The organism is Methanomicrobium antiquum, assembly GCF_029633915.1.
GTDB lineage: Archaea > Halobacteriota > Methanomicrobia > Methanomicrobiales > Methanomicrobiaceae > Methanomicrobium > Methanomicrobium antiquum.
In genome coordinates, this window is the sequence record NZ_CP091092.1 from 2,383,634 (window position 1) to 2,403,567 (window position 19,934).

Below are 19,934 nucleotides of genomic sequence, written 5' to 3' on the forward strand. Positions count from 1 at the left end.
AAGCCCTGAGGTCAGGGCGTGTTCGCGAAGCGAACTGCGCAAAGGTTTTGCCAATAGAGGGAAAAAGGGGTATAGGGCATAATATTTCACTAAAAAAATTATATTGATATTGTCCTCATATCCATATATTTTAGATTCTCTATACAGGACATTTAGACTGTCCAATGTTAACGGTCAAGGTATACAAAATGAGTGTTCGTACTGTTCTAAGTTGGGTGTAATATACAGTAATGAGTAAAGGCATTTATTACTCATAAATTAAAAAATAATAATTTAGTTTACCTTATACCAAATACAAAAATAGCTCTGGAAAACGAAACCCTGTGTCTTATGTATTTTAGGGGGAATTTATGAAGAAGATATTAATTACCGGAATCAGCGGATTTGTTGGCGGATATTTTGTTGATTATGTCAAAAAAACTCACTGCAATCTTGAAATATGTGGAATCAGCAGAAATCTGCCGGACTGGGATTTTGTAGATGCAGGAGCTTCTAGTATCACTCATTATAAGGCAGATTTAAATGATCTGAATCTTATAAAAAAAATAATAGAAGAGACTGAACCTGATTATATTCTTCACCTTGCAGCGCAGAGTTCGGTTGCAGAAAGCTGGAAGACCCCTGTTGATTCGTTTTTGAATAACACCAATATTTTTCTGAATATAATTGAGAGAATTTCGAAAAACCCCCCACTTACCGATAGTACTTTATAGTCGCCGATCTCTGAATTATTATGAGTAACTTTGCTAATTTTGCTTTTAAAGATGAATATGCGCGGATTGTCTCAAAAGGAGATAAGTTAGGTGAAGTTGAAAAAATAATTGACTGGGAATGTTTTAGACCAATCCTGTACCCTTTATTCCTGAACAAAACAGGACTTGGTGGAAGGCCCAACTACGACGAAATATTGATGCTCAAATTGCTTCTTTTGCAACAATGGTATAGCCTTTCAGATCCCGAATTGGAAAGACAAGCCAACGATAGAATCTCTTTTCGAAACTTTCTGAACTACCCATTAAAAATTCCAGATCACTCGACAATTTGGTTTTTTAGAGAGAGATTAGTAACAGCTGAGATCTCAGATAAAATCTGGAACGAATTACAGAGACAGATTGAAGAAAAGGGAATATCAATTACTCGCGGAGTTATCCAGGATGCTTCATTTATTACGTCAGATCCAGGTCATGCCAAGAAAGATAAACCACGAGGAGAGGAAGCCCAAACAAGAAGGTCAAAAGATGGAAAATGGAGTAAAAAGGGAAATAAATCATATTTTGGCTATAAAATTCACACTCTGATTGATAAGGAATATCTAATGATTCGTCGATTTACTACAACTCCTGCTAATGTTCATGATAGTAAAATCGATCTTTCAAAAAAGGGTGAGACAGTGTACCGCGATAAGGGATATTTTGGGGTTAAGCCAAAGGCTTCAATGGATAAAACTATGAAAAGGGCAACAAGAAACAACCCATTGAAAGAGAAAGACAATCGGAGAAACAGGGCAATATCCCGAACTAGGTCTTTGGTTGAATTACCTTATGCAGTGATTAAGCGTACTTTCCATGGAGGTCATGTTTTGCAAACAACGGCCAAAAGGGTACATGTCAAGAATTTATTTTCGTGTTTGGCTTACAATTTGTATCGACTAAAAGGATTGCAACAATGATGAGCCTCTAGCTGTAGCTATAGAAAAATATTACAAAAAATGACCAGATTGAGAAAATTTTAGATTGAATTTTGTATTTTGTAGATCATTCCATCCATTTACAAACATTATTGGGAAAATGTAGGGATTTTAGTTATCCTCTTGATACTGTGAGGAGAATTGACAAGGGCACAAGAGTTTTATCTGTTGGGTCATCCGAGCAGTACGGAATTGTTAAAAATAGTGATCTGCCATTAAAAGAGACAAAACAGCAGAATCCACAGAATCCATACGCGGTTGCAAGAGTCTCACAGGAGCTTTTGGCAGGAATTTATGCAGAAGGATACGGACTTGACATCTGCTGTACACGCTCATTTAACCACTGCGGGGCAGGGCAGAAGGATAAGTTTGTTATAAGTTCGATTGTAAAGCAGTTCGCAATGATTTCAAAGGGTCTGCAGGAGCCTGTTTTACACATCGGAAACGGCTCAATTATCCGTGACTTTTTAGATGCCCGTGATGTATGTGTTGCATACGGACTTCTCTTAAAAAGCGGAAGAAGAGGTGAAGTCTATAACATATGCAGTGGCACCGGCAGATCGATTCTTGAAATTATTGAGATTTTATCCGGGATGTATAATATCCCGGTTGAAGTCCGCCAGGAAAGCTCACAGATTCGACCGATTGACAACCCTATGATTGTCGGAGATTATTCAAAAATAAATAGTGAAACCGGATGGGAGCCGAAAATCTCATTTGAAAAGAGTCTGTCTTCAATATATGAATACTGGATGAAGCACATATAAGTTTTAAAAATAGTTTTGATAGATAAGGTTCAATTTATTTGTAATCAAAAAACTTAATGTTTTTTTGGAATTTAAGGGAATAATATTATGACACAACAGAAAAAAGCGTTAATAACCGGCCTTACAGGCCAGGACGGCTCATATCTTGCAGAGCTTCTTTTGCATAAAGGCTATGAGGTGCACGGTCTTATAAGACGTGCATCGACCTTTAACACATCAAGAATTGACCACATCTATGTTGATCCGCATAACCCTAATGCACAGATGTACCTTCACTACGGAGACCTTGCTGACTCTGAACAGATTAACAATATAATATATAATGTAGCGCCTGATGAGGTCTATCACCTGGGCGCCCAGAGTCATGTAAGGGTCAGTTTTGATATCCCTGAGTATACCGGCAATGTAACCGGCCTTGGAACAACCCGCATCCTTGAAGCGATAAGAAGAAGCAGAAAGGATATCAGATTTTACCAGGCATCGTCCAGTGAGATGTTTGGTGGTGCAACCCCTCCGCAGGATGAGGAGACACAGTTTGTTCCAAGAAGTCCTTATGCATGTGCAAAAGTGTATTCATACTGGATGGCAAAAAATTACCGCGAGGGGTATAACATGTTTGCCTCAAACGGTATTTTGTTTAATCACGAGTCGCCGCGACGGGGAGAGACATTTGTTACAAGAAAGATTACAAGGGGTATTGCATCTATTCTTGCCGGGAAAGAAAAGTATCTTTATCTTGGAAATCTTGAGGCAAAACGCGACTGGGGATTTTCACCTGAGTACGTTGAGGCTATGTGGATGATTCTTCAGGCAGACAAACCTGATGATTTTGTTATCGGAACAGGAGAGACTCACTCAATTAATGATTTCTTAGACGAAGCCTTCTCCTATGTCGGCTTAAATATTGAGGACCATGTAAGAATCGACCAGAAATACTTCCGCCCGACTGAGGTTGATGCTTTAATGGCAAACCCTGATAAATCCGAGAAAGTTTTGGGATGGAAAGCCAAAGTTACTTTTGAGGATCTTGTAAAGATAATGATGGACTCTGATATGCGTGCTGCAGGTCTTGAGGTCCCGGGCGAAGGTGATGAGATAATTAGTAAAAAGTTTGGCGAGAAGTGGTGGAAGAAGGACTGATAGGGGATTTTGGTGAGAAATCCTTGAAAACTGCTATTTTTCATGATTATTTTGGTGCAATCGGCGGCGGCGAAAAGGTTGTATTAGAGATGGCAGGGATTTTAAATGCCGATATTATTACAACTGATACTGATGCCGCAGGAAAAATTGACAGCAGTGTAAATATCATAAGTCTTGGAAGCACTATTAAATACCCTCCATTGAAGCAGATCTCGGCTTCGATAAAATTTTTTAACTGCGATTTTTCAAAAGATTACGATTTTTTTATTTTTACAGGCAACTGGAGTCATTACGCAGCCCGCAGGCACCACCCCAATATGTGGTACTGTTACACACCGGTAAGGGCATTTTATGATTTATACCAGACTTTTTTAAACCGGCAAAATTTTATTACCAGACAGGTGTTTAGAATCTGGGTTTTAATCAACAGATATTTTGACAAACGTTCTGTTGAAAAGATTGATAATATTGTAACAATCTCAAAAAATACGCAAGGGAGGGTTTTGAAATATCACGGAAGAGAGTCTGAATTAATTTATCCTCCCGTAGATGTCTCCAAATATTCGTGCAAAAATTATGGTGATTTCTGGCTTTCTGTGAATCGTATTTATCCTGAGAAGCGGATTGAACTTCAGATTGAGGCATTTAGAAATCTGCCTGATGAGAAACTGGTAATTGTCGGCAGCTATGCAAAAGGTGATCACGCTTCAGTCTATGCTGAGAAAATTTCTGAAAATCTGCCTGAAAATGTGGAAATTATCGGAGAGGTAACCGGTGAGAAGCTGTTAAATCTTTATTCACACTGCAGAGGATTTATTGCAACAGCAATTGATGAAGACTATGGTCTGACACCTGTTGAGGCGATGGCTTCCGGAAAGGCAGTTGTCGCTGTAAATGAAGGCGGATTTAGGGAAACTGTTATTGATGGAAAAACCGGGTTTTTAGTCGATGCTGATGTGGAATCGATTGTAAAGGCTGTTGAAAAGATATCTGAATCGCCTGAAATTTATCATGATGAGTGTATTGAAAGGGCAGAGCTTTTCTCCCTTGAGAGATTTAAAAAAGGCATAAAAGAGGCGGTTGTTAACCGATAATGTTTATGCTTTCTATGTAAAATATTATGGATAATTATTTTTAGGTAATGAACAGGTGTGTCTGAGTGAATTTTAGCTTAATAATGGATTTTGCAAAACGCGATCTGACCGAGAGGTATTCAGGCTCTCTTTTAGGATTTTTATGGAATTTTATTTTCCCTCTTGCAAATATCATAGTATATACATTTATTTTTTCAAGCATTATGGGAGCAAAGCTTCCCGGCTCTTCTGATGTTTTCAGCTACGGGATATATATCTGCGCAGGAATTTTACCATGGACTGCTTTTGCATCCATGTTTGCACGAATTTCAACTGTTTTTCCTGACAAGCGACACATTCTTACAAAATTAAATACTAATCTTCGGTATTTTCCTCTTTATATTGTAATCTCAGAGAGTGTAATATTTCTTGGAACAATGGCTTTGTTTTTTGTTTTTCTTCTATATACAGGCTACCAGTTCTCCTGGCTTATTCTGTTTGTTCCTGTAATCTATTTCATTCAGGTTCTTTTTGCATATTCTTTGGGATTTTTTTTGGCAAACTTCATGGTATTTTTAAAAGATCTGCGTGAGACAATCCAGGTTGTACTCCTGTTCTGGTTTTGGTTTACGCCGATTGTATATGTGTTTGACATCCTTCCTGAGTTTGCAAAAGGAGTTATAGTGTGGAATCCGATGACAGCGGTTGTAAACGGCTATCAGTCGATTTTTGTCTATAATGAAGTGCCCGGATTTATGTTTTTGGGATATGTTCTGCTGATAAGTATTTTCATGCTTCTTTTGTCTTTTTGGGTATTCAATAAGCTTGAAAAGGACATTCGGGATTTCATGTGAGGTGATTTATTTATGATAACTGTTAAAAATGTCAGCAAAAATTACCGGATATATCACTCTCCTGCAGACAGGTTAAAAGAGATTGTAACACGAAAGAAATACCATAAGGATTTAAAAGCGTTATCAGGCATCTCTTTTACAGTATCTGACGGGGAGACTCTTGGAATTGTCGGTGAGAACGGGGCAGGAAAGTCAACTCTTTTAAAGATTCTGCAGGGCGTAATCATTCCGGACGAGGGGGAAGTCAGCGTTACCGGAAAGGTAACCGGACTTTTGGAGCTTGGAACAGGCTTTAACAGTGAGCTTTCCGGTGTTGAAAACATCTACATGAACGGAACTATGCTTGGAATGAGCCGGGAAGAGCTTGACGCAAAAAAAGATGAAATTATTAATTTTACAGAGTTAGGGGATGCAATATACGATCCGATAAAGACGTATTCTTCCGGAATGCTGATGCGGCTTGGTTTTTCAATCGCAATTCACGCTGACCCTGCATGTTTTTTAGTTGACGAAGCACTCTCTGTCGGGGACGCATATTTCCAGCAGAAGTGCATGAGAGCGATTCAGGCGTTTAAGGAAAAGGGCGGATCTATTATCTTTGTCTCGCATGATATGAATGCTGTGCGAACATTATGTGACAGAACTTTGTTTATTGATCACGGAAATTTGATAGATTATGGCAATACAAAAGATGTTGTTGATTTCTATCAAAATAAAATTATTAAAAAGATCCATTGTGGCAAAGCAGAATTAAATATTAAAAAAGCTGATACTGAAAATTTAGAAGAAAGATCAGGTATGAATACGGGAGAAGTGGAACTTGTTTCTTTTAAATTTTTAAATGAAGATAATGAAGAAATTTCATCTATCGAAAGTGAAAAAAATGTGAAAATAGATTACATTATAAAAACAAAAAAAGATTTGGAAGAACCTCATTTTGGAATAATAATTCGCAACTACCTTGGCCAGACGATATTTCAGATAGAAACCGATTCAATGGGATTAAAGCCTAATAAATTATCAGCATTTCATCTTGCTCATATTTCGTTTTTATTGAATTTTCCTTTATTTCCAGGGAAATACTCATTCTCAATTGGTATATCTAACAAAGGGAATGGTATTGGAACTTTTGAGGAATATTTATTGACTATTTATGATCTTGGAATTCTCAATGTTGTACCAAATAGGGCATCAATATTATATTCGGGGATTTTCAATATGAAACCTAAAGTTGAACTCTGTTACTTTGAATGATTCTTTGTGATTGGTATGATAATAAAAAAAAAATTAAAGTTTTGATAAATCTTTACTGGGAAGATAATAAGGGGACATAATTATTTTACAAAGTAGATCAAAACTTTAAAAGACAGACGAATTACTATTCGAGATTCGAATATGAGACTTTTTCGTTTAAAGAATGTGGAGGGAATCAGCATTAATTCTAATAAAAACATTATCCACTCATTTTCAAGGCCTTTGACCTCCTATGGAGTTGGAGATTCCGAGCGATGCATTGAAATTCCATGGGCAATATCTCAATACAAAAATGAAAAGGTTGTATTAGATATTGGATACGCACATGCTGAGGAAAGATATTTAAAAAAATTACTTGATTTACATATACCCGAACTTCATGGACTTGATATTGTTGATAAAAATATAGATGGAATTATTTCGCATGTTAGTGATATTAGAAAAACAGAATTCTTTGATGATTTTTTTGATTTAGTTTTTTGTATTTCAACAATAGAACATGTTGGAAAAGATAATAAAATATATACTGGAATTATTAGTAATCAGGAAAAATGTGGAGATATTCAGGCCTTAAGAGAGATATATCGGATTACTAAACCTGGAGGGAAAGTAGTCATAACTGTACCATATGGTAAATTTCATGATTATGGTTGGTTTATTCATTATGATAAAGAAAAATTACATGCATTAACCCATTCCTCTCCATGGCAAAAAAGTGCTGAGAGTTATTATCTCTATAATAATGGATGGTTTAATTGCGGAGATAAAGATCTTGAATCCATATTGTACAAAGATAATGGAGCTCCTGCAGCAGCAGGACTTGCATGTATAGTATTAATTAAGCCCAGTTTAAAAAGGAATATATTTTCGTTAATTTCCCGTTTAGGATTAAAAATTAAATAAGAAGAAAAATATTGATAATAAAAAGGATTTTTATGATGATGTCTACCTTGCGAACGATAAAAAATTTACCACAATTGATATTAGACATTGAATCCCGTTTGAAATCTATAGAATCACGGATAATTGTTAATGAGCAATTTATGGTTGATACCGAATCCCGTTTGAAAACGATAGAATCACGGATAATTGCTAATGAGCAATTTATGGTTGATACTGAATCCCGTTTGAAAACGATAGAATCACGGATAATTGCTAATGAGCAATTTATGGTTGATACTGAATCCCGTTTGAAATCCATGGATTTAAAGGTTGATTCTCTTGAAACTCAAATTATTAAACTCATGGCAGATATTAATTTGTTAAATAATCTGATTATTCCAGATATCTCAATAGAAAATTCTGAATTTAATATTCCAGTAACAGATTCTTTTGATTATTCTAATTTTGAGGATATGTTCAGAGGCAGTGAGCAATTAATTAAAAAACGACAAAAAATATATTTGCCACTTTTTAAAGAAAAAAAGATTATTGTTGATTTAGGTTCAGGAAGGGGAGAATTTTTAGAAATATTAAAGGAGTATGGACTTGATGGAATGGGAGTAGATTTTGATGATAAAATGGTTACCCGATGTCAGAAAAAAGGTCTTAATGTTAAGTTTGGTGATATAATAGAATATTTAGAAGGTTGTCTGGATGAATCCATTGATGGAATTTTTTCATCTCAGGTTATCGAACACCTCACATTTGAAAAAATGGATCGGTTAATTAGAATTGCATTTCGCAAATTGAAAACGGATGGTATTTTTGTTATAGAAACTATAAACCCATATAATTTATTGGCTTTCCGTCTTTTTTATTTAGATCCATCTCATCAAAAACCAATCTTTCCAGAAATAGTTAGGTTTATTTGCTGTTCTTCAGGATTTGGGCATGTCAAAATAAGATATCTTTCTGAGGACATTGATCTTAATGATGATTCAGCTGTGGATTCTTTAAATAAATGGGTAAATGGTGACTACGCTATAATTGCAAAAAAAGGAGTCTAAATTATAATACCTTATGTTTTCTTTAAAATTCCGTATTAATTGTACAAATATATTTTAAACAGGAGCAAATGATTTCTTTATGAAAATCGGAATTAATCTCATACCTTTAAGACCCGGAAAAAATGGAGGAATGGAGGTATATCTTAGAAATTTATTGGAACAACTCTTTCTAATAGATAATGTCAATCAGTATTACCTGATCACAGCACCTTACAATGATTCAACTCTTAATTATTCGGCTCCAAATTGTAAAAAATTGCGAATTCATGAAGGAAGAGGGTTAATTGATTTAACTTCAGGATTATTATCTAAATTTATTCCATCACATACTTATGTTGATGATCCGATGACCAGAATTATAAAAGACAATAAAATCGATTTATGGTTTTGTCCGTTTTTAAGTCTGGATCCGCGCCCATTAAATATCCCCAGTATTGTTACAATACCTGATCTTCAGCATGAATATTTTCCTGATTATTTTTCCAAAGAGGAACTTGAATTAAGAAGAGATTATATCCAACCTTCCTGTGAGCAGGCTACTAAAATTATTACAATATCCCAATTTTCAAAACAAAGTTTTATTGAAAAATTAGGAATTAAACCTGAAAAAATTGAAGTGATTTATCTTGCAGCCGGAGATAATTTTGGGAAAAATACTGACGATCAGAAAAAAATCTTAAATAAATACAATCTTCCTGAATATTATTTATTATACCCTGCAAATGCATGGCCTCATAAAAATCATTTAAATCTCATTAAGGGATTTAATCACTATAAAAAAATATATAATGACTCTTTGCATCTTGTTCTTACAGGAAGTGATCTTAAAAATAATATTGCAATTAATGATCTTATTTCACAGTATAATCTTAAAGAATCCGTTCATATTCTGAATTATATAGATAAGGGCGATATGCCTGAATTATTCAAAAATGCTAAAGCACTTATATTTCCATCATTATTTGAGGGATTTGGGATTCCTCTTTTAGAGGCAATGACGGTTGGCTGTCCTGTGATTGCCTCTGATACAACAAGTATACCTGAAATTGCAGATAATGCAGCATATTTGTTTGAACCGACAGATCCTCTGAGTATTTGTGATGCGATACATAAGATTGTGGCTGATGAACCTCTGCGTGAAGAACTAGTATCACGTGGAAAAGAAAGGGCGATATTATATTCATATGAAAAAGTTGCCCGAATGCATCTTGATCTTTTTACATCTGTATATAATCAATATAAAGATTCAAATAATTCATTAAAAAATGAATGCCATTATTTCCATGGTTTATATTCAGATGGATGGTTTTCCAAAATGAAATTTGTATATTGCGGGAAAAAAAGATTCAGACATTTACATATCGATCTTAGAAGCGAACTCCCTGTAAAATATCCAATGAAAATATCAATAATTCTAAATGATAAAAAAATTAATGCAATTATTCCGTCATTAGGTATTCATTCATTTGATTTTGAAATTCCTGATATTGAAACAACAAATACAGAATACAAAATCGAGATAATTTCCAAGTACTCATATAGTCCAAAAAAACTTGGTATCAATGATGATGAAAGGAAAATTTCAATTATTCTGGATTCATTAATTATGATAGACTTTAATGAAAATTCAACAGAGTATGTTCAAAGGAAAGTAAAATGAATTCAGAAGATCTGCCGCTTGTGACTATAGTTACACCTTCGTATAACCAGGGCCGGTTTATAGAGGAGACTATTCTCAGTGTTTTAAACCAGGATTACCCTAATATCGAATATATTGTGATGGATGGTGGTTCGAACGATGAAACGTTGGATATTTTGAAAAAATATGATGACAAAATTGTCTGGGTTTCAGAAAAGGACAAAGGACAAACCGATGCAATAAACAAAGGTCTTCGGATTGCAAAAGGTGAAGTTTTGGCTTATCTTAATTCAGATGACACATATCTTCCTGGAGCAATCAGTCGTGCAGTTCGTTATTTTTCAGAAAATCCGGACTCAAAACTATTATATGGTGAAGGCTATCATATAACTGCAGAAGGGGATATTATTGAAAGATATCCTACAGAACCCTACAATTTTAAACATTTGGCTGAAACCTGCTATATCTGTCAGCCTACGACATTCTGGAAACGCGAAGTTATTGAAGACATTGGATTATTTGATGAAAGTCTCCACTATGCAATGGATTATGATTATTGGATCCGTGCAGCTGAAAGATATGGAAAACTGGATTATATGCCGGAGTATTTGGCAAATTCCAGATTTTACCAGGAAACTAAAACCATGTCTAAAAGGGTAGAGGCCCATGCCGAAATTCTCAAAGTTATAAAAAGTCATTATGGGAGAGGGAATGTTCCGTTATCATGGATTTACGCATATTCTCATTTGTATGTAGATCGTTTTGTATCGCGTGATACCAAATTAAAAAATGCATTGTTTATAATAGGAATGACAACTGTGACTACGATAAAATGCCTCCAGTTTAATCGAAAATTCCCATTTTCGGAGTTTCATAGATGGAAAGACTGGTACCTTAAATCTTTTATAAACAAAGATATGCAGTGAGTCAAAAAATGAAAATTGGGATTGATATAAGTTTAATCGTAGGCGAAAAGGCAGGTGTGGGATATTACACAGCAAATCTGATAGATGCACTTGCAAAAATAGATAAAAAAAATAAATATGTGCTCTATCCTTTTTTTTATCATATATATCATCCTGATTTTAAAGATGCCATAGCACCCTATAAGAGGAATTTTCGTATTCGTTTTGAAAGAATTCCTAAAAAAGTAATAGACCTGCTTTGGCGGCACTCAAAAATTCCAAAAAAATTGATTCTTGGTCATGTTGATATACTCCATTCAACAACTTTTTGTGCACCCGAGGATCATTACGGAAAATTGATTGTAACAATTTACGATATAAGCTTTGAGGTAATGCCTGAGTGTCACATTGAGGAAAACAGGCAGCATTGCCTTAAGGGAACGCTGGATGCCTTAAAATATGCGGATCGAATTATAACAATATCAAATCATGGAAAAGAAGAACTTATAAAGCATTTCGGTGCCGATCCTGATAAGATAACTGTTACACATCTAGCTGCAAAAGATATATTTTCTCCCCGCAATTTAGACGAAAAAAATGAAGTAATTTCTAAATACAATCTTCCTGAAGATTTTATTTTATTTGTGGGTTCTTACGAACCAAGGAAGAATCTCATCACATTAATTAAAGCATATTGTAATCTTCCCGAATCAATAAAAATTAGGCATCCGTTAGTAATTGCAGGAGGAAAGGGCTGGCTGAATTCTGAAATAGATGGACTGATTGAATCGAATAATTTTTCACAGATTTATCGAATTGGCTATGTCGATGAAGATGATCTTCCTGCACTTTATTCTGCTGCAACACTTTTTGTTTATCCTTCCTTGTATGAAGGATTTGGACTTCCCCTACTTGAGGCAATGTCATGCGGAGTCCCGGTGATAACGTCCAATACATCTTCCATGCCTGAAGTTGGGGGTGATGCGGCTCTATATTTCGATCCTCTCAATGGAAAACAATTAAGGAATCTTATTCTTGATACAATAGATGATGAAATCCTAAAAGAAGATCTCAGGCAAAAAGGTTTTGAGAATGTAGCGAAATTTTCATGGGAGAAAACTGCAAGAGAAACTCTTCGGATATATGAATCGGTGTATAATGGAGAGTAGTCTGATTAAATATTTTAGGATCTTAATCACAATTGGTATTCATTAGTAAAATAAATAATAACAGGAGTTTCTTATGTCATTTTGGAATAATAAATCAGTTTTAGTAACCGGTGGTGCAGGATTTCTTGGAACAAATGTCGTTGAAAAATTAAAAGCAAAGGGATGTAATAATATTTTTGTTCCGAGGAGTAAGGATTACAATCTTGTAGAAAAAGAGGATATATCCAGAGTTTACAGTGATTCAAATCCTGATATTGTAATTCATCTCGCAGCAAATGTGGGGGGTATTGGTGCGAATATGGCCTGCCCTGGTGAATTTTTTTACAACAATCTTATGATGGGCGTTCAGCTTCTTGAAGAGGCACGAAAGTGTGACATCAAAAAATTTGTTGCTATCGGAACTGTCTGTGCCTATCCAAAATATACCCCTGTTCCATTTAAGGAAGATGATATCTGGAATGGGTACCCGGAAGAGACAAATGCACCTTATGGTCTTGCAAAAAAGATGCTTCTTGTTCAGTCACAGGCGTATAGGGCTCAATACGGCTATAATTCTATATTTTTACTGCCTGTAAATCTATATGGTCCCGGTGACAATTTTGATCCTGCAACATCACATGTTATTCCTGCACTTATCAGGAAGTGTATCGAAGCAAAAGAACAGGGAAAGGATGAGATTGTAGTATGGGGTACAGGAAGTGCATCACGTGAATTTTTATATGTAGAAGACTGTGCCGAAGCAATAGTTCTTGCCAGTGAAAAATACAACAAGAGCAGTCCTGTAAATATTGGTTCAGGAATGGAGATTTCTGTTAAGGATCTTGTGCACTTAATTTCCCGTCTTATAGGATTTAAAGGAGATATTGTCTGGGACAAAACAAAGCCGGATGGTCAGCCAAGACGCTGCCTTGATGTGAGCCGGGCTAAAGATGAGTTTGGTTTTACTGCAAAGATGGGATTTGAAGAGGGACTTAAGAAGACAATTGAGTGGTATGAGACAAAGTATGGTCTTTAAAAAAATGTTTTTTTTGCATAATATGTGATTCAATTATGAATGAGAAATATCAGGACAATCCTCCATTAAATGAACCTTTTAAGGTTGGGCGAGATGAATCCAGACTTTTATTTGATTTGGGTATTGCATTATCCTGTATCCAAAAAAATTATGAGAATATTAAAATATTGGATTTTGCGGCTGGGACATGCTGGATATCAGAATGGCTCAACCGGATGGGATATGATGTATCTGCATGTGATATTTATACAAATTTTGCCTGTGTTGGCAGGGAAAGATTTTCTTTAGATAAGTGGTTAAATTCAAATTCAATGAGTTTTGTTCTTTGTGATGGTGGCTGCCTTTCATTTAAAGATAATACTTTTTCCAATATAATTTGCTTTGATTCATTACATCATATGAAGGATTATTCTAAAACCCTATCCGAAATGCATCGGGTATTAATACCCGGAGGTCGGGCAATTTTTATAGAACCGTGAGCGAAACATTCGAAAAGTAAAGAAACAATTGAGTTTCTTGATACATATGGGGAACAACTTGGACCTGACTGGATTGAACGTGATGTTATTCTTGACGAAATATACCAAATATCACAGCAATGTGGTTTTAATCAAATGAAATTAAAGCCATTTCTGTTCCCCGGCATCTGTGAGTATTCATTTGGAGATTGGATGCAGTTTAGAAATGGAAATAGGAATCTTTCAGAATCTTATCTTACCCAGTTAAAGGATTTAAATTATAATAGCAGAGTCTGTTTTTATCTGGAAAAATAATATTTTCAATGGCATAAAAGTGATAGATGTCTCGAATTTACTAACCAATTGCACACAATGTGACAGTCATTGTTTGCTTTTAATTGGAATTTAATATTTTGAGCATTTTTAACACGGCATTGACATAATTATATTAAAATAGTTTTCAGGTTTCTCCTACGATTTTCATTTGGGATATACGAACAAAGAATTCTCTTGGATCTCCTGGAATAATTACACTGGTATTTTCAGGATATATTGTTTTAAAATCTACAATATTTAATCCTGGTTTAATAACTAATGGAATTGATACTGTTTCTGTCCCATTAGTTTCAATTATTAAGTCTTGTTGAGATTTTCCCTTTATCATTGAAACTTTAACAATTCTTTTATTACTATCAGGATAACCAAGGCCGGGGTCGGATAGATATGACAAAGTAATATTTTGTTCCTGATCACCTTGCCAGTAAAGATTTATTCTCATCTCTTTTCCTAACCAGTTATATTCTGATCCTTCTGTTCCTTCCATACCTTGTGGATTATCTATTAATGCAATTAAGGAATCATCTATATCTCCAGATAGCTGAGGATATTCAGAACCCAATGTTAATTTTTTTGCATTTTGCGGGAATTCAGAGATGTTATTAAATAGAAAAGTATTAGGATATACTCTCTCAAGAGGAACATCTCCAATTACATTATTAATAAAATAAATCCGATCATTTCTTCCATGATAAGCTGCCCATGCTAATGGATATGGGTGAGATATGGATAGAATAAAATCCTGATTTTTTGTTTGTTCTAAGTAATTATATATATCAATCATTTCTTTTGCATTGTCTATTTCTACTGCACTTCTATATCCTCCGGTTATGCTAAATGATGCAAGATACCCTGTAATTATAACAGATGATATCAGAAGACATATCAAAACAATTTTAGGAATTTTATAAATTATAGGGTGAAGTTGATCTTTTATATGGCAATTCACATCGTCCTTGCTATATTCCCAAAACTCAGACAGTAACATCCAAACGCCAAGCATTAGTATGGGAGACACAGTCATCAGCATTTTATAAAATTGATATGGATATGGTTCTGATTGAGAGAGAAGAGCCAGTGGGAAAAGTAGAATGATAAATAAAAGAATACACATTACATTTTTGTCTCTTCGCATTGCATTAATAATTCCTGTATATCCTGCAATGGTTAAAAGCGCTGCAAAAATGTTTATTACAAAAATCAAAAAAGAAGATTCGAGCAAGGATCCTGAATAACCAAACCAGAGATAGCCTAATCCCTCTATTGTCTCAGCGAATGGGAAAATAGCTTGAAGAACATTTGGCATATCATTTCCTCTGGTCATTATAGCAATGCTTCGCCCAATATAACCGATATTTATCAGGAGACCTCCGGTGATTATAAGTGTAATTACTGAAATAGAAGGAATAATTGCATTTTTCTGCAGTATGTACCAGATCATACCGCAGATTGCCAGAGCGATAAATAATAATGTGAATTCTGTATATATTGAATGAATCGAAGCAAGAATTAGTATCCCAATTGTAACAAAGCGCCAGTCTTTTTCTTTTAATGCAAGATATATTATCAGTGGCGAGATCAAAAGAAATGGAACTGCAAGTGCCTGTGAAAGAAAATCCTGTAAGTGAATTAATGCAAATCCTGGAATACATGCTGCTGATATCGCCGCGCCATATTGTGCCCACTCATCTTTTATCAGCCTTCTGGAATAGATCCATATAACAAAAAATGTTAATAACGGACTTAACAGTGAAATTGCCCCATATGCTGTTTTTGCATTCTGAAAAGACAAAACTGCTACATAACCCTGCAAGACACTTTGGCCTATACGATCATCTTTTTTTAATATTGCATCAACTAAATATGGAGTATCTCCGATATCATCCAGTGATGTACTAAAGGATTTATCCATTAAAAATTGAGAAATCCCAACATAGTTATGCTGGTCAATCCATCCATATCCAAGGTAATTTGATGAACCTAATACAAAATAACCAATTCCATTTGTTGCAAGGACAACAATCGCGAGAATAAATAGTAGAGTTGGTATTTTAGGAATTTGAGGCTTATTTCTTTTATAATATACGTATGTTCCTGCTAAAATGATGAAAAAATAAGGATATACTGAAAGTGATAATGGTACATTTAAATAAATAATAGTTTGTAATAAGATTATTACAAATGGAATACCGAGGAATGGCATTAATATCCAAAAATAATCCTCTTGGTAATGTTTTGGTATCAATAATAAAGATAAAAGGAAACCACTAATGAAAATTATTACTATTGTGAATATTAGCATTAAAATTGAAGATATTATTTCAGTTATCATTCTTTGAGATCTCCAGGAAGTATTTTCTTAATTGATACAAACATATTATAACGAAAATAAATAATGATGTTAAACTCAAGTAATTAGTCCATTTCAGCCCGGTAAATTCATATGTGATTTCATTTTTACCAGGAGGAACCATAACTCCAACTTTATTTCCAATATTCATACAAGTTACTGATTTACCGTTGATCTTTATTTCAATCATATCCGGGTAATATAATACCGGCAGTTGAACTATTAATGAATTGCTATTGTTGATTACTAATTTGTTTGAAGATATTTTTTGTATTCGAGGATCTCTGGCAGAAATATATTCATCTGATGAAAGCATTTGAGGAAAAATTTTAAATGAATCAAGTAGTAATGCCAATTTGCGATTATCTGTACTCCTGGGATCAATCTCACTAGGAATAAAGTATTTGTTAGATTCTATTTCAATGTTTAATTTATTATTTTGAGAGTTCAATACTGAATTATTGTATTTTGATATATTATTGATTGGGATATTTATCATAAATGATCCCCGTTGTAAATTTGTTTGATTAAGATATTCCCCATTCAAAAAAAATGTCAGTATAAGATTACCCGTCTGCTCTGGAACATTTCCTTTCATTTCTATAATGATTGGATTATTATATTGAGATTCATTTATATATATGTTGGCTGTATTTAGGAGCCATCCCCCCGAATATCCATTAATCAACGTAGTTTTATCTCCATATGGAAAGCCATTACTTGAGAGTGATAATTTTGACATTTGATATATAGTTGTTGCACCTCCACCTCCCATATCTGGAGATGAAACTAAATCTGTAATTGTATTTTCTGGTTCTCCTATGTGATTAGGAAGGTAAGTGCTAGTAAATGATAGACAAATCAATAATATTATGGCTGCATGTTCTAATTTAAATTCTTCAAATATTTTTATTAATACAATTGGAGCTATCATTGCTCCAAAAATCACGAGATAAACTAATATTCGACAAGTAACTTGAACATATAGTAGTTGACTTGGTAAATATGACCAGAAATTTACTGGAGATAATATTAATAAAAATGCTACAAATGAGCAAAAAACTAATATTTTTAGCAGAGTAAGATTTATTTGGTTATTTCTTTTTAATACTGTGTTTGATTTAGAATATTTTTTTGAAGTTAATATTATTATTCCACAGACAATAAATGTCAATACTGGAGCCCCTATTTGAAATCCCAAATTAGTATTTCCTACTTCCTCAAAATAATTGATAGGCAATGGGAGAATTTTAGATGGTGCAAACAAAACCCAGATCGTTGTAAGATAATTTGAATCAAATGGATTGTTTTGTAAGATTTTGATGACTAAATTATTCGAAAGAATTAATTGTGGTATCAAGTACCATGCTGATATTAAAAAGGCAAGAATTGAGCTTGATATCATTCCAAATATGGAGTAATATGATTCTCTATTAATTAGGAATAAACAGATTACGATTATGAATAAAAATACCATTGTGTATAAACTAAAGATATTATGTGTAAGAAATAGAAGGGCTAAGAAGAAAGATAAAAATAGATAATCTATGACATTCTTTGAATAAAAGCCTTTAAAAAGATAATAAAAAACACAAGGTAATATTCCAAAAGATACAATTTCCGGAAAAGCAAATCTACCATGAATATCTGTCAAAAGATAAGGTGCAGTAAGGTAAACAGTTGATGCAATTGTTGCTGCATATTTATTTTGTGTTGTCAAAAGCCCAAATTTGTAGAGGTAATACGCACCTAAAAAGAGACTAAGCATAATTACCAGTTTATATGCAAAATATGGTTCGTCTGTTATAATGTAAAAAATGGCTCCTAAGGTATATGGAAAATTGCCATAAAATTGAAATATTGGGTATCTCTCTCCATCAAGAGCGTTTGGAGCGATTCTAATTGGGAACTGTCCTTCAGCGAGTGCATTTTTTGCTTCTATAACTCCAGATATATGGTTTAACAAATCATTTGCAGAGGATTCAACTGGAATATTTGAACCAAGAGGGGACATTATTGAAATAATTAATATGAGTATAAGTAAAACAGCTGGGAGGTTTTCACCACTCTTCATTAGGTTGGAATAAATCTTCTCTATACTCATATTATACTAATTATGGAAGAAACAAGTTATATTAATTATTGTTTTGTTTTTTAATAACTTCTGCCATAATATTTTTCATGAAAATAGTTGCAACATAAAAATTTGAACAAAAACAATATTTAAAAGTATTTTGAGAATGAAATAATTATAACTTTATGTCTCAAAACACAGAACTCATTTCAATAATCGTCCCGGTCTACCGTGAAGAGACCAATATCCGACCTTTTCTTCAAAGAACAGAACAGGTGATGGAAAAATTAAATTGTCCATACGAGATTATCTTTTGCCTTGATCCATCTCCGGACAACACCGAGCAGGTAATACTGGACGAGATAAAACGAAACGAAAACATACGTCTTATTCGTTTCAGCCGCCGCTTTGGCCAGCCTGCCGCAACACTGGCCGGAATTCATTACTGCAAAGGAGATGCATGTGTTGTCATTGATGTTGATCTTCAGGACCAGCCTGAACTGATTGAACAGATGATTGAAAAATGGCAGGAAGGATATAAGGTTGTTTATGCCAAAAGAAGTTCCCGCAAAGGGGAAACATTTTTTAAAAGATGGATATCTCACTTTGGATATCGAGTGATTAACAAAATATCAGATGTTTCTATCCCTTCAGATACCGGAGATTTCCGGCTTATGGACAGGATTGTTATTGATGAACTTAAAAAACTGCATGAGTCACACGGTTTTTTGCGTGGAATGGTTGCATTTGTCGGATTTAAGCAGACAGCTATTGAATATGAACGTGATGAGAGAGCCTCAGGTATTTCAAATTATAACAGATATCTGGGCTCACTTAAAATCGCATTCAATGGGATTGTTGGATTTTCAATTAAACCTCTGCAGCTTGCAACACTTATAGGGGCAATTATCGCTTTTGGTGCATTTATTCTTGGATTCTGGATTTTAATTGAGAAATTTATCCTCAATGTTGAACTCACTCCCGGTTTGACATGGACTATTGTTTTAATCACTTTCCTTTCAGGAGTACAGCTTCTCTCACTTGGAATTATGGGAGAATATGTGGGCCGAATTTATGAGGAAGTAAAGCAGCGTCCTTTGTACATTGTTGAAGAAACGGAGAATCTCTAAATGGAATTTAATTTTCCAATTCCGCCAGGTTATGAGAATATTCCCGCCTGGACAGGTAAAGGGTTTAAAGTAGGATCTGAGAATATTTCAGTCCTTAAATATAATAAAAATGAAGCCGGATGGAATGCTGATCT

At 34.4% G+C, this 19,934-nt stretch carries 17 protein-coding genes; 15 read left to right on the forward strand and 2 right to left on the reverse strand.

Annotation, left to right across the window (positions count from 1 at the left end; genetic code table 11):
* Positions 1 to 350 precede the first annotated feature (350 nt).
* The 14 genes from L1994_RS11660 (at position 351) to L1994_RS11725 (ending at position 13,931) form a co-directional block, all read left to right on the forward strand.
* On the forward strand, positions 351 to 713 hold the full coding sequence (locus L1994_RS11660) for a GDP-mannose 4,6-dehydratase (protein WP_278099605.1): 363 nt from the start codon (positions 351 to 353) through the stop codon (positions 711 to 713).
* A gap of 20 nt (positions 714 to 733) precedes the next feature.
* The gene (locus L1994_RS11665; protein ID WP_278099427.1) at positions 734 to 1,669 is read left to right on the forward strand and encodes an IS5 family transposase; all 936 of its coding nucleotides are present in this window, start codon (positions 734 to 736) and stop codon (positions 1,667 to 1,669) included.
* 110 nt (positions 1,670 to 1,779) lie between these two features.
* Positions 1,780 to 2,454 (forward strand): GDP-mannose 4,6-dehydratase, encoded by a 675-nt coding sequence (locus L1994_RS11670; protein WP_278099606.1) that lies wholly within the window; start codon positions 1,780 to 1,782, stop codon positions 2,452 to 2,454.
* 87 nt (positions 2,455 to 2,541) lie between these two features.
* Entirely contained in the window at positions 2,542 to 3,594 is a 1,053-nt protein-coding gene (gene gmd / locus L1994_RS11675; RefSeq protein WP_278099607.1) for a GDP-mannose 4,6-dehydratase, read from the forward strand.
* Positions 3,579 to 4,688, forward strand: coding sequence for a glycosyltransferase (locus tag L1994_RS11680; RefSeq protein WP_278099608.1), 1,110 nt, complete (start codon positions 3,579 to 3,581; stop codon positions 4,686 to 4,688). Before gmd ends, L1994_RS11680 begins: the two co-directional genes overlap by 16 nt.
* 65 nt (positions 4,689 to 4,753) lie before the next feature.
* Positions 4,754 to 5,521, forward strand: a complete 768-nt coding sequence (locus L1994_RS11685) for an ABC transporter permease (RefSeq protein WP_278099609.1) — start codon at positions 4,754 to 4,756, stop codon at positions 5,519 to 5,521.
* A 12-nt stretch (positions 5,522 to 5,533) separates the two neighbouring features.
* Positions 5,534 to 6,775 (forward strand): ABC transporter ATP-binding protein, encoded by a 1,242-nt coding sequence (locus L1994_RS11690; RefSeq protein WP_278099610.1) that lies wholly within the window; start codon positions 5,534 to 5,536, stop codon positions 6,773 to 6,775.
* Between the two features lie 165 nt (positions 6,776 to 6,940).
* Positions 6,941 to 7,678 carry a methyltransferase domain-containing protein gene (locus L1994_RS11695; protein WP_278099611.1) on the forward strand — a complete coding sequence of 246 codons (738 nt, stop codon included), beginning with the start codon at positions 6,941 to 6,943 and terminating at the stop codon, positions 7,676 to 7,678.
* 140 nt (positions 7,679 to 7,818) lie between these two features.
* On the forward strand, positions 7,819 to 8,724 hold the full coding sequence (locus tag L1994_RS11700) for a class I SAM-dependent methyltransferase (protein ID WP_278099612.1): 906 nt from the start codon (positions 7,819 to 7,821) through the stop codon (positions 8,722 to 8,724).
* Between the two features lie 79 nt (positions 8,725 to 8,803).
* Positions 8,804 to 10,384 (forward strand): glycosyltransferase family 4 protein, encoded by a 1,581-nt coding sequence (locus L1994_RS11705; RefSeq protein WP_278099613.1) that lies wholly within the window; start codon positions 8,804 to 8,806, stop codon positions 10,382 to 10,384.
* Positions 10,381 to 11,289 (forward strand): glycosyltransferase family 2 protein, encoded by a 909-nt coding sequence (locus tag L1994_RS11710; protein WP_278099614.1) that lies wholly within the window; start codon positions 10,381 to 10,383, stop codon positions 11,287 to 11,289. Before L1994_RS11705 ends, L1994_RS11710 begins: the two co-directional genes overlap by 4 nt.
* A gap of 8 nt (positions 11,290 to 11,297) precedes the next feature.
* The gene (locus L1994_RS11715; protein WP_278099615.1) at positions 11,298 to 12,437 is read left to right on the forward strand and encodes a glycosyltransferase family 4 protein; all 1,140 of its coding nucleotides are present in this window, start codon (positions 11,298 to 11,300) and stop codon (positions 12,435 to 12,437) included.
* Between the two features lie 73 nt (positions 12,438 to 12,510).
* The gene (locus L1994_RS11720; protein WP_278099616.1) at positions 12,511 to 13,452 is read left to right on the forward strand and encodes a GDP-L-fucose synthase family protein; all 942 of its coding nucleotides are present in this window, start codon (positions 12,511 to 12,513) and stop codon (positions 13,450 to 13,452) included.
* Between the two features lie 35 nt (positions 13,453 to 13,487).
* Positions 13,488 to 13,931: a class I SAM-dependent methyltransferase gene (locus L1994_RS11725; protein WP_278099617.1), complete on the forward strand. Its 444-nt coding sequence runs from the start codon at positions 13,488 to 13,490 to the stop codon at positions 13,929 to 13,931.
* A 439-nt stretch (positions 13,932 to 14,370) separates the two neighbouring features.
* Here the strand turns inward: L1994_RS11725 and L1994_RS11730 are convergent, their stop codons facing one another.
* Both L1994_RS11730 and L1994_RS11735 read right to left on the reverse strand, forming a co-directional pair.
* Positions 14,371 to 16,578: a hypothetical protein gene (locus L1994_RS11730; RefSeq protein WP_278099618.1), complete on the reverse strand. Its 2,208-nt coding sequence runs from the start codon at positions 16,576 to 16,578 to the stop codon at positions 14,371 to 14,373.
* Positions 16,568 to 18,670 (reverse strand): 6-pyruvoyl-tetrahydropterin synthase-related protein, encoded by a 2,103-nt coding sequence (locus L1994_RS11735; RefSeq protein ID WP_278099619.1) that lies wholly within the window; start codon positions 18,668 to 18,670, stop codon positions 16,568 to 16,570. The genes L1994_RS11730 and L1994_RS11735 overlap by 11 nt, the downstream gene beginning before the upstream one ends.
* 185 nt (positions 18,671 to 18,855) lie before the next feature.
* On the opposite strand from L1994_RS11735, the gene L1994_RS11740 reads away from it, so the two are divergent.
* Positions 18,856 to 19,800, forward strand: a complete 945-nt coding sequence (locus L1994_RS11740; RefSeq protein ID WP_278099620.1) for a glycosyltransferase family 2 protein — start codon at positions 18,856 to 18,858, stop codon at positions 19,798 to 19,800.
* Positions 19,801 to 19,934 lie beyond the last annotated feature (134 nt).

Bases quoted from the DNA above. Each gene is read 5' to 3' on its own strand.
- L1994_RS11735 (WP_278099619.1), bottom strand. From the start codon at position 18,670: ATGAAGAGTGGTGAAAACCTCCCAGCTGTTTTACTTATACTCATATTA.
- L1994_RS11710 (WP_278099614.1), top strand. From the start codon at position 10,381: ATGAATTCAGAAGATCTGCCGCTTGTGACTATAGTTACACCTTCGTAT.
- L1994_RS11715 (WP_278099615.1), top strand. From the start codon at position 11,298: ATGAAAATTGGGATTGATATAAGTTTAATCGTAGGCGAAAAGGCAGGT.
- L1994_RS11660 (WP_278099605.1), top strand. From the start codon at position 351: ATGAAGAAGATATTAATTACCGGAATCAGCGGATTTGTTGGCGGATAT.
- L1994_RS11720 (WP_278099616.1), top strand. From the start codon at position 12,511: ATGTCATTTTGGAATAATAAATCAGTTTTAGTAACCGGTGGTGCAGGA.
- gmd (WP_278099607.1), top strand. From the start codon at position 2,542: ATGACACAACAGAAAAAAGCGTTAATAACCGGCCTTACAGGCCAGGAC.
- L1994_RS11725 (WP_278099617.1), top strand. From the start codon at position 13,488: ATGAATGAGAAATATCAGGACAATCCTCCATTAAATGAACCTTTTAAG.
- L1994_RS11740 (WP_278099620.1), top strand. From the start codon at position 18,856: ATGTCTCAAAACACAGAACTCATTTCAATAATCGTCCCGGTCTACCGT.
- L1994_RS11690 (WP_278099610.1), top strand. From the start codon at position 5,534: ATGATAACTGTTAAAAATGTCAGCAAAAATTACCGGATATATCACTCT.
- L1994_RS11705 (WP_278099613.1), top strand. From the start codon at position 8,804: ATGAAAATCGGAATTAATCTCATACCTTTAAGACCCGGAAAAAATGGA.
- L1994_RS11700 (WP_278099612.1), top strand. From the start codon at position 7,819: ATGGTTGATACCGAATCCCGTTTGAAAACGATAGAATCACGGATAATT.
- L1994_RS11730 (WP_278099618.1), bottom strand. From the start codon at position 16,578: ATGATAACTGAAATAATATCTTCAATTTTAATGCTAATATTCACAATA.
- L1994_RS11665 (WP_278099427.1), top strand. From the start codon at position 734: ATGAGTAACTTTGCTAATTTTGCTTTTAAAGATGAATATGCGCGGATT.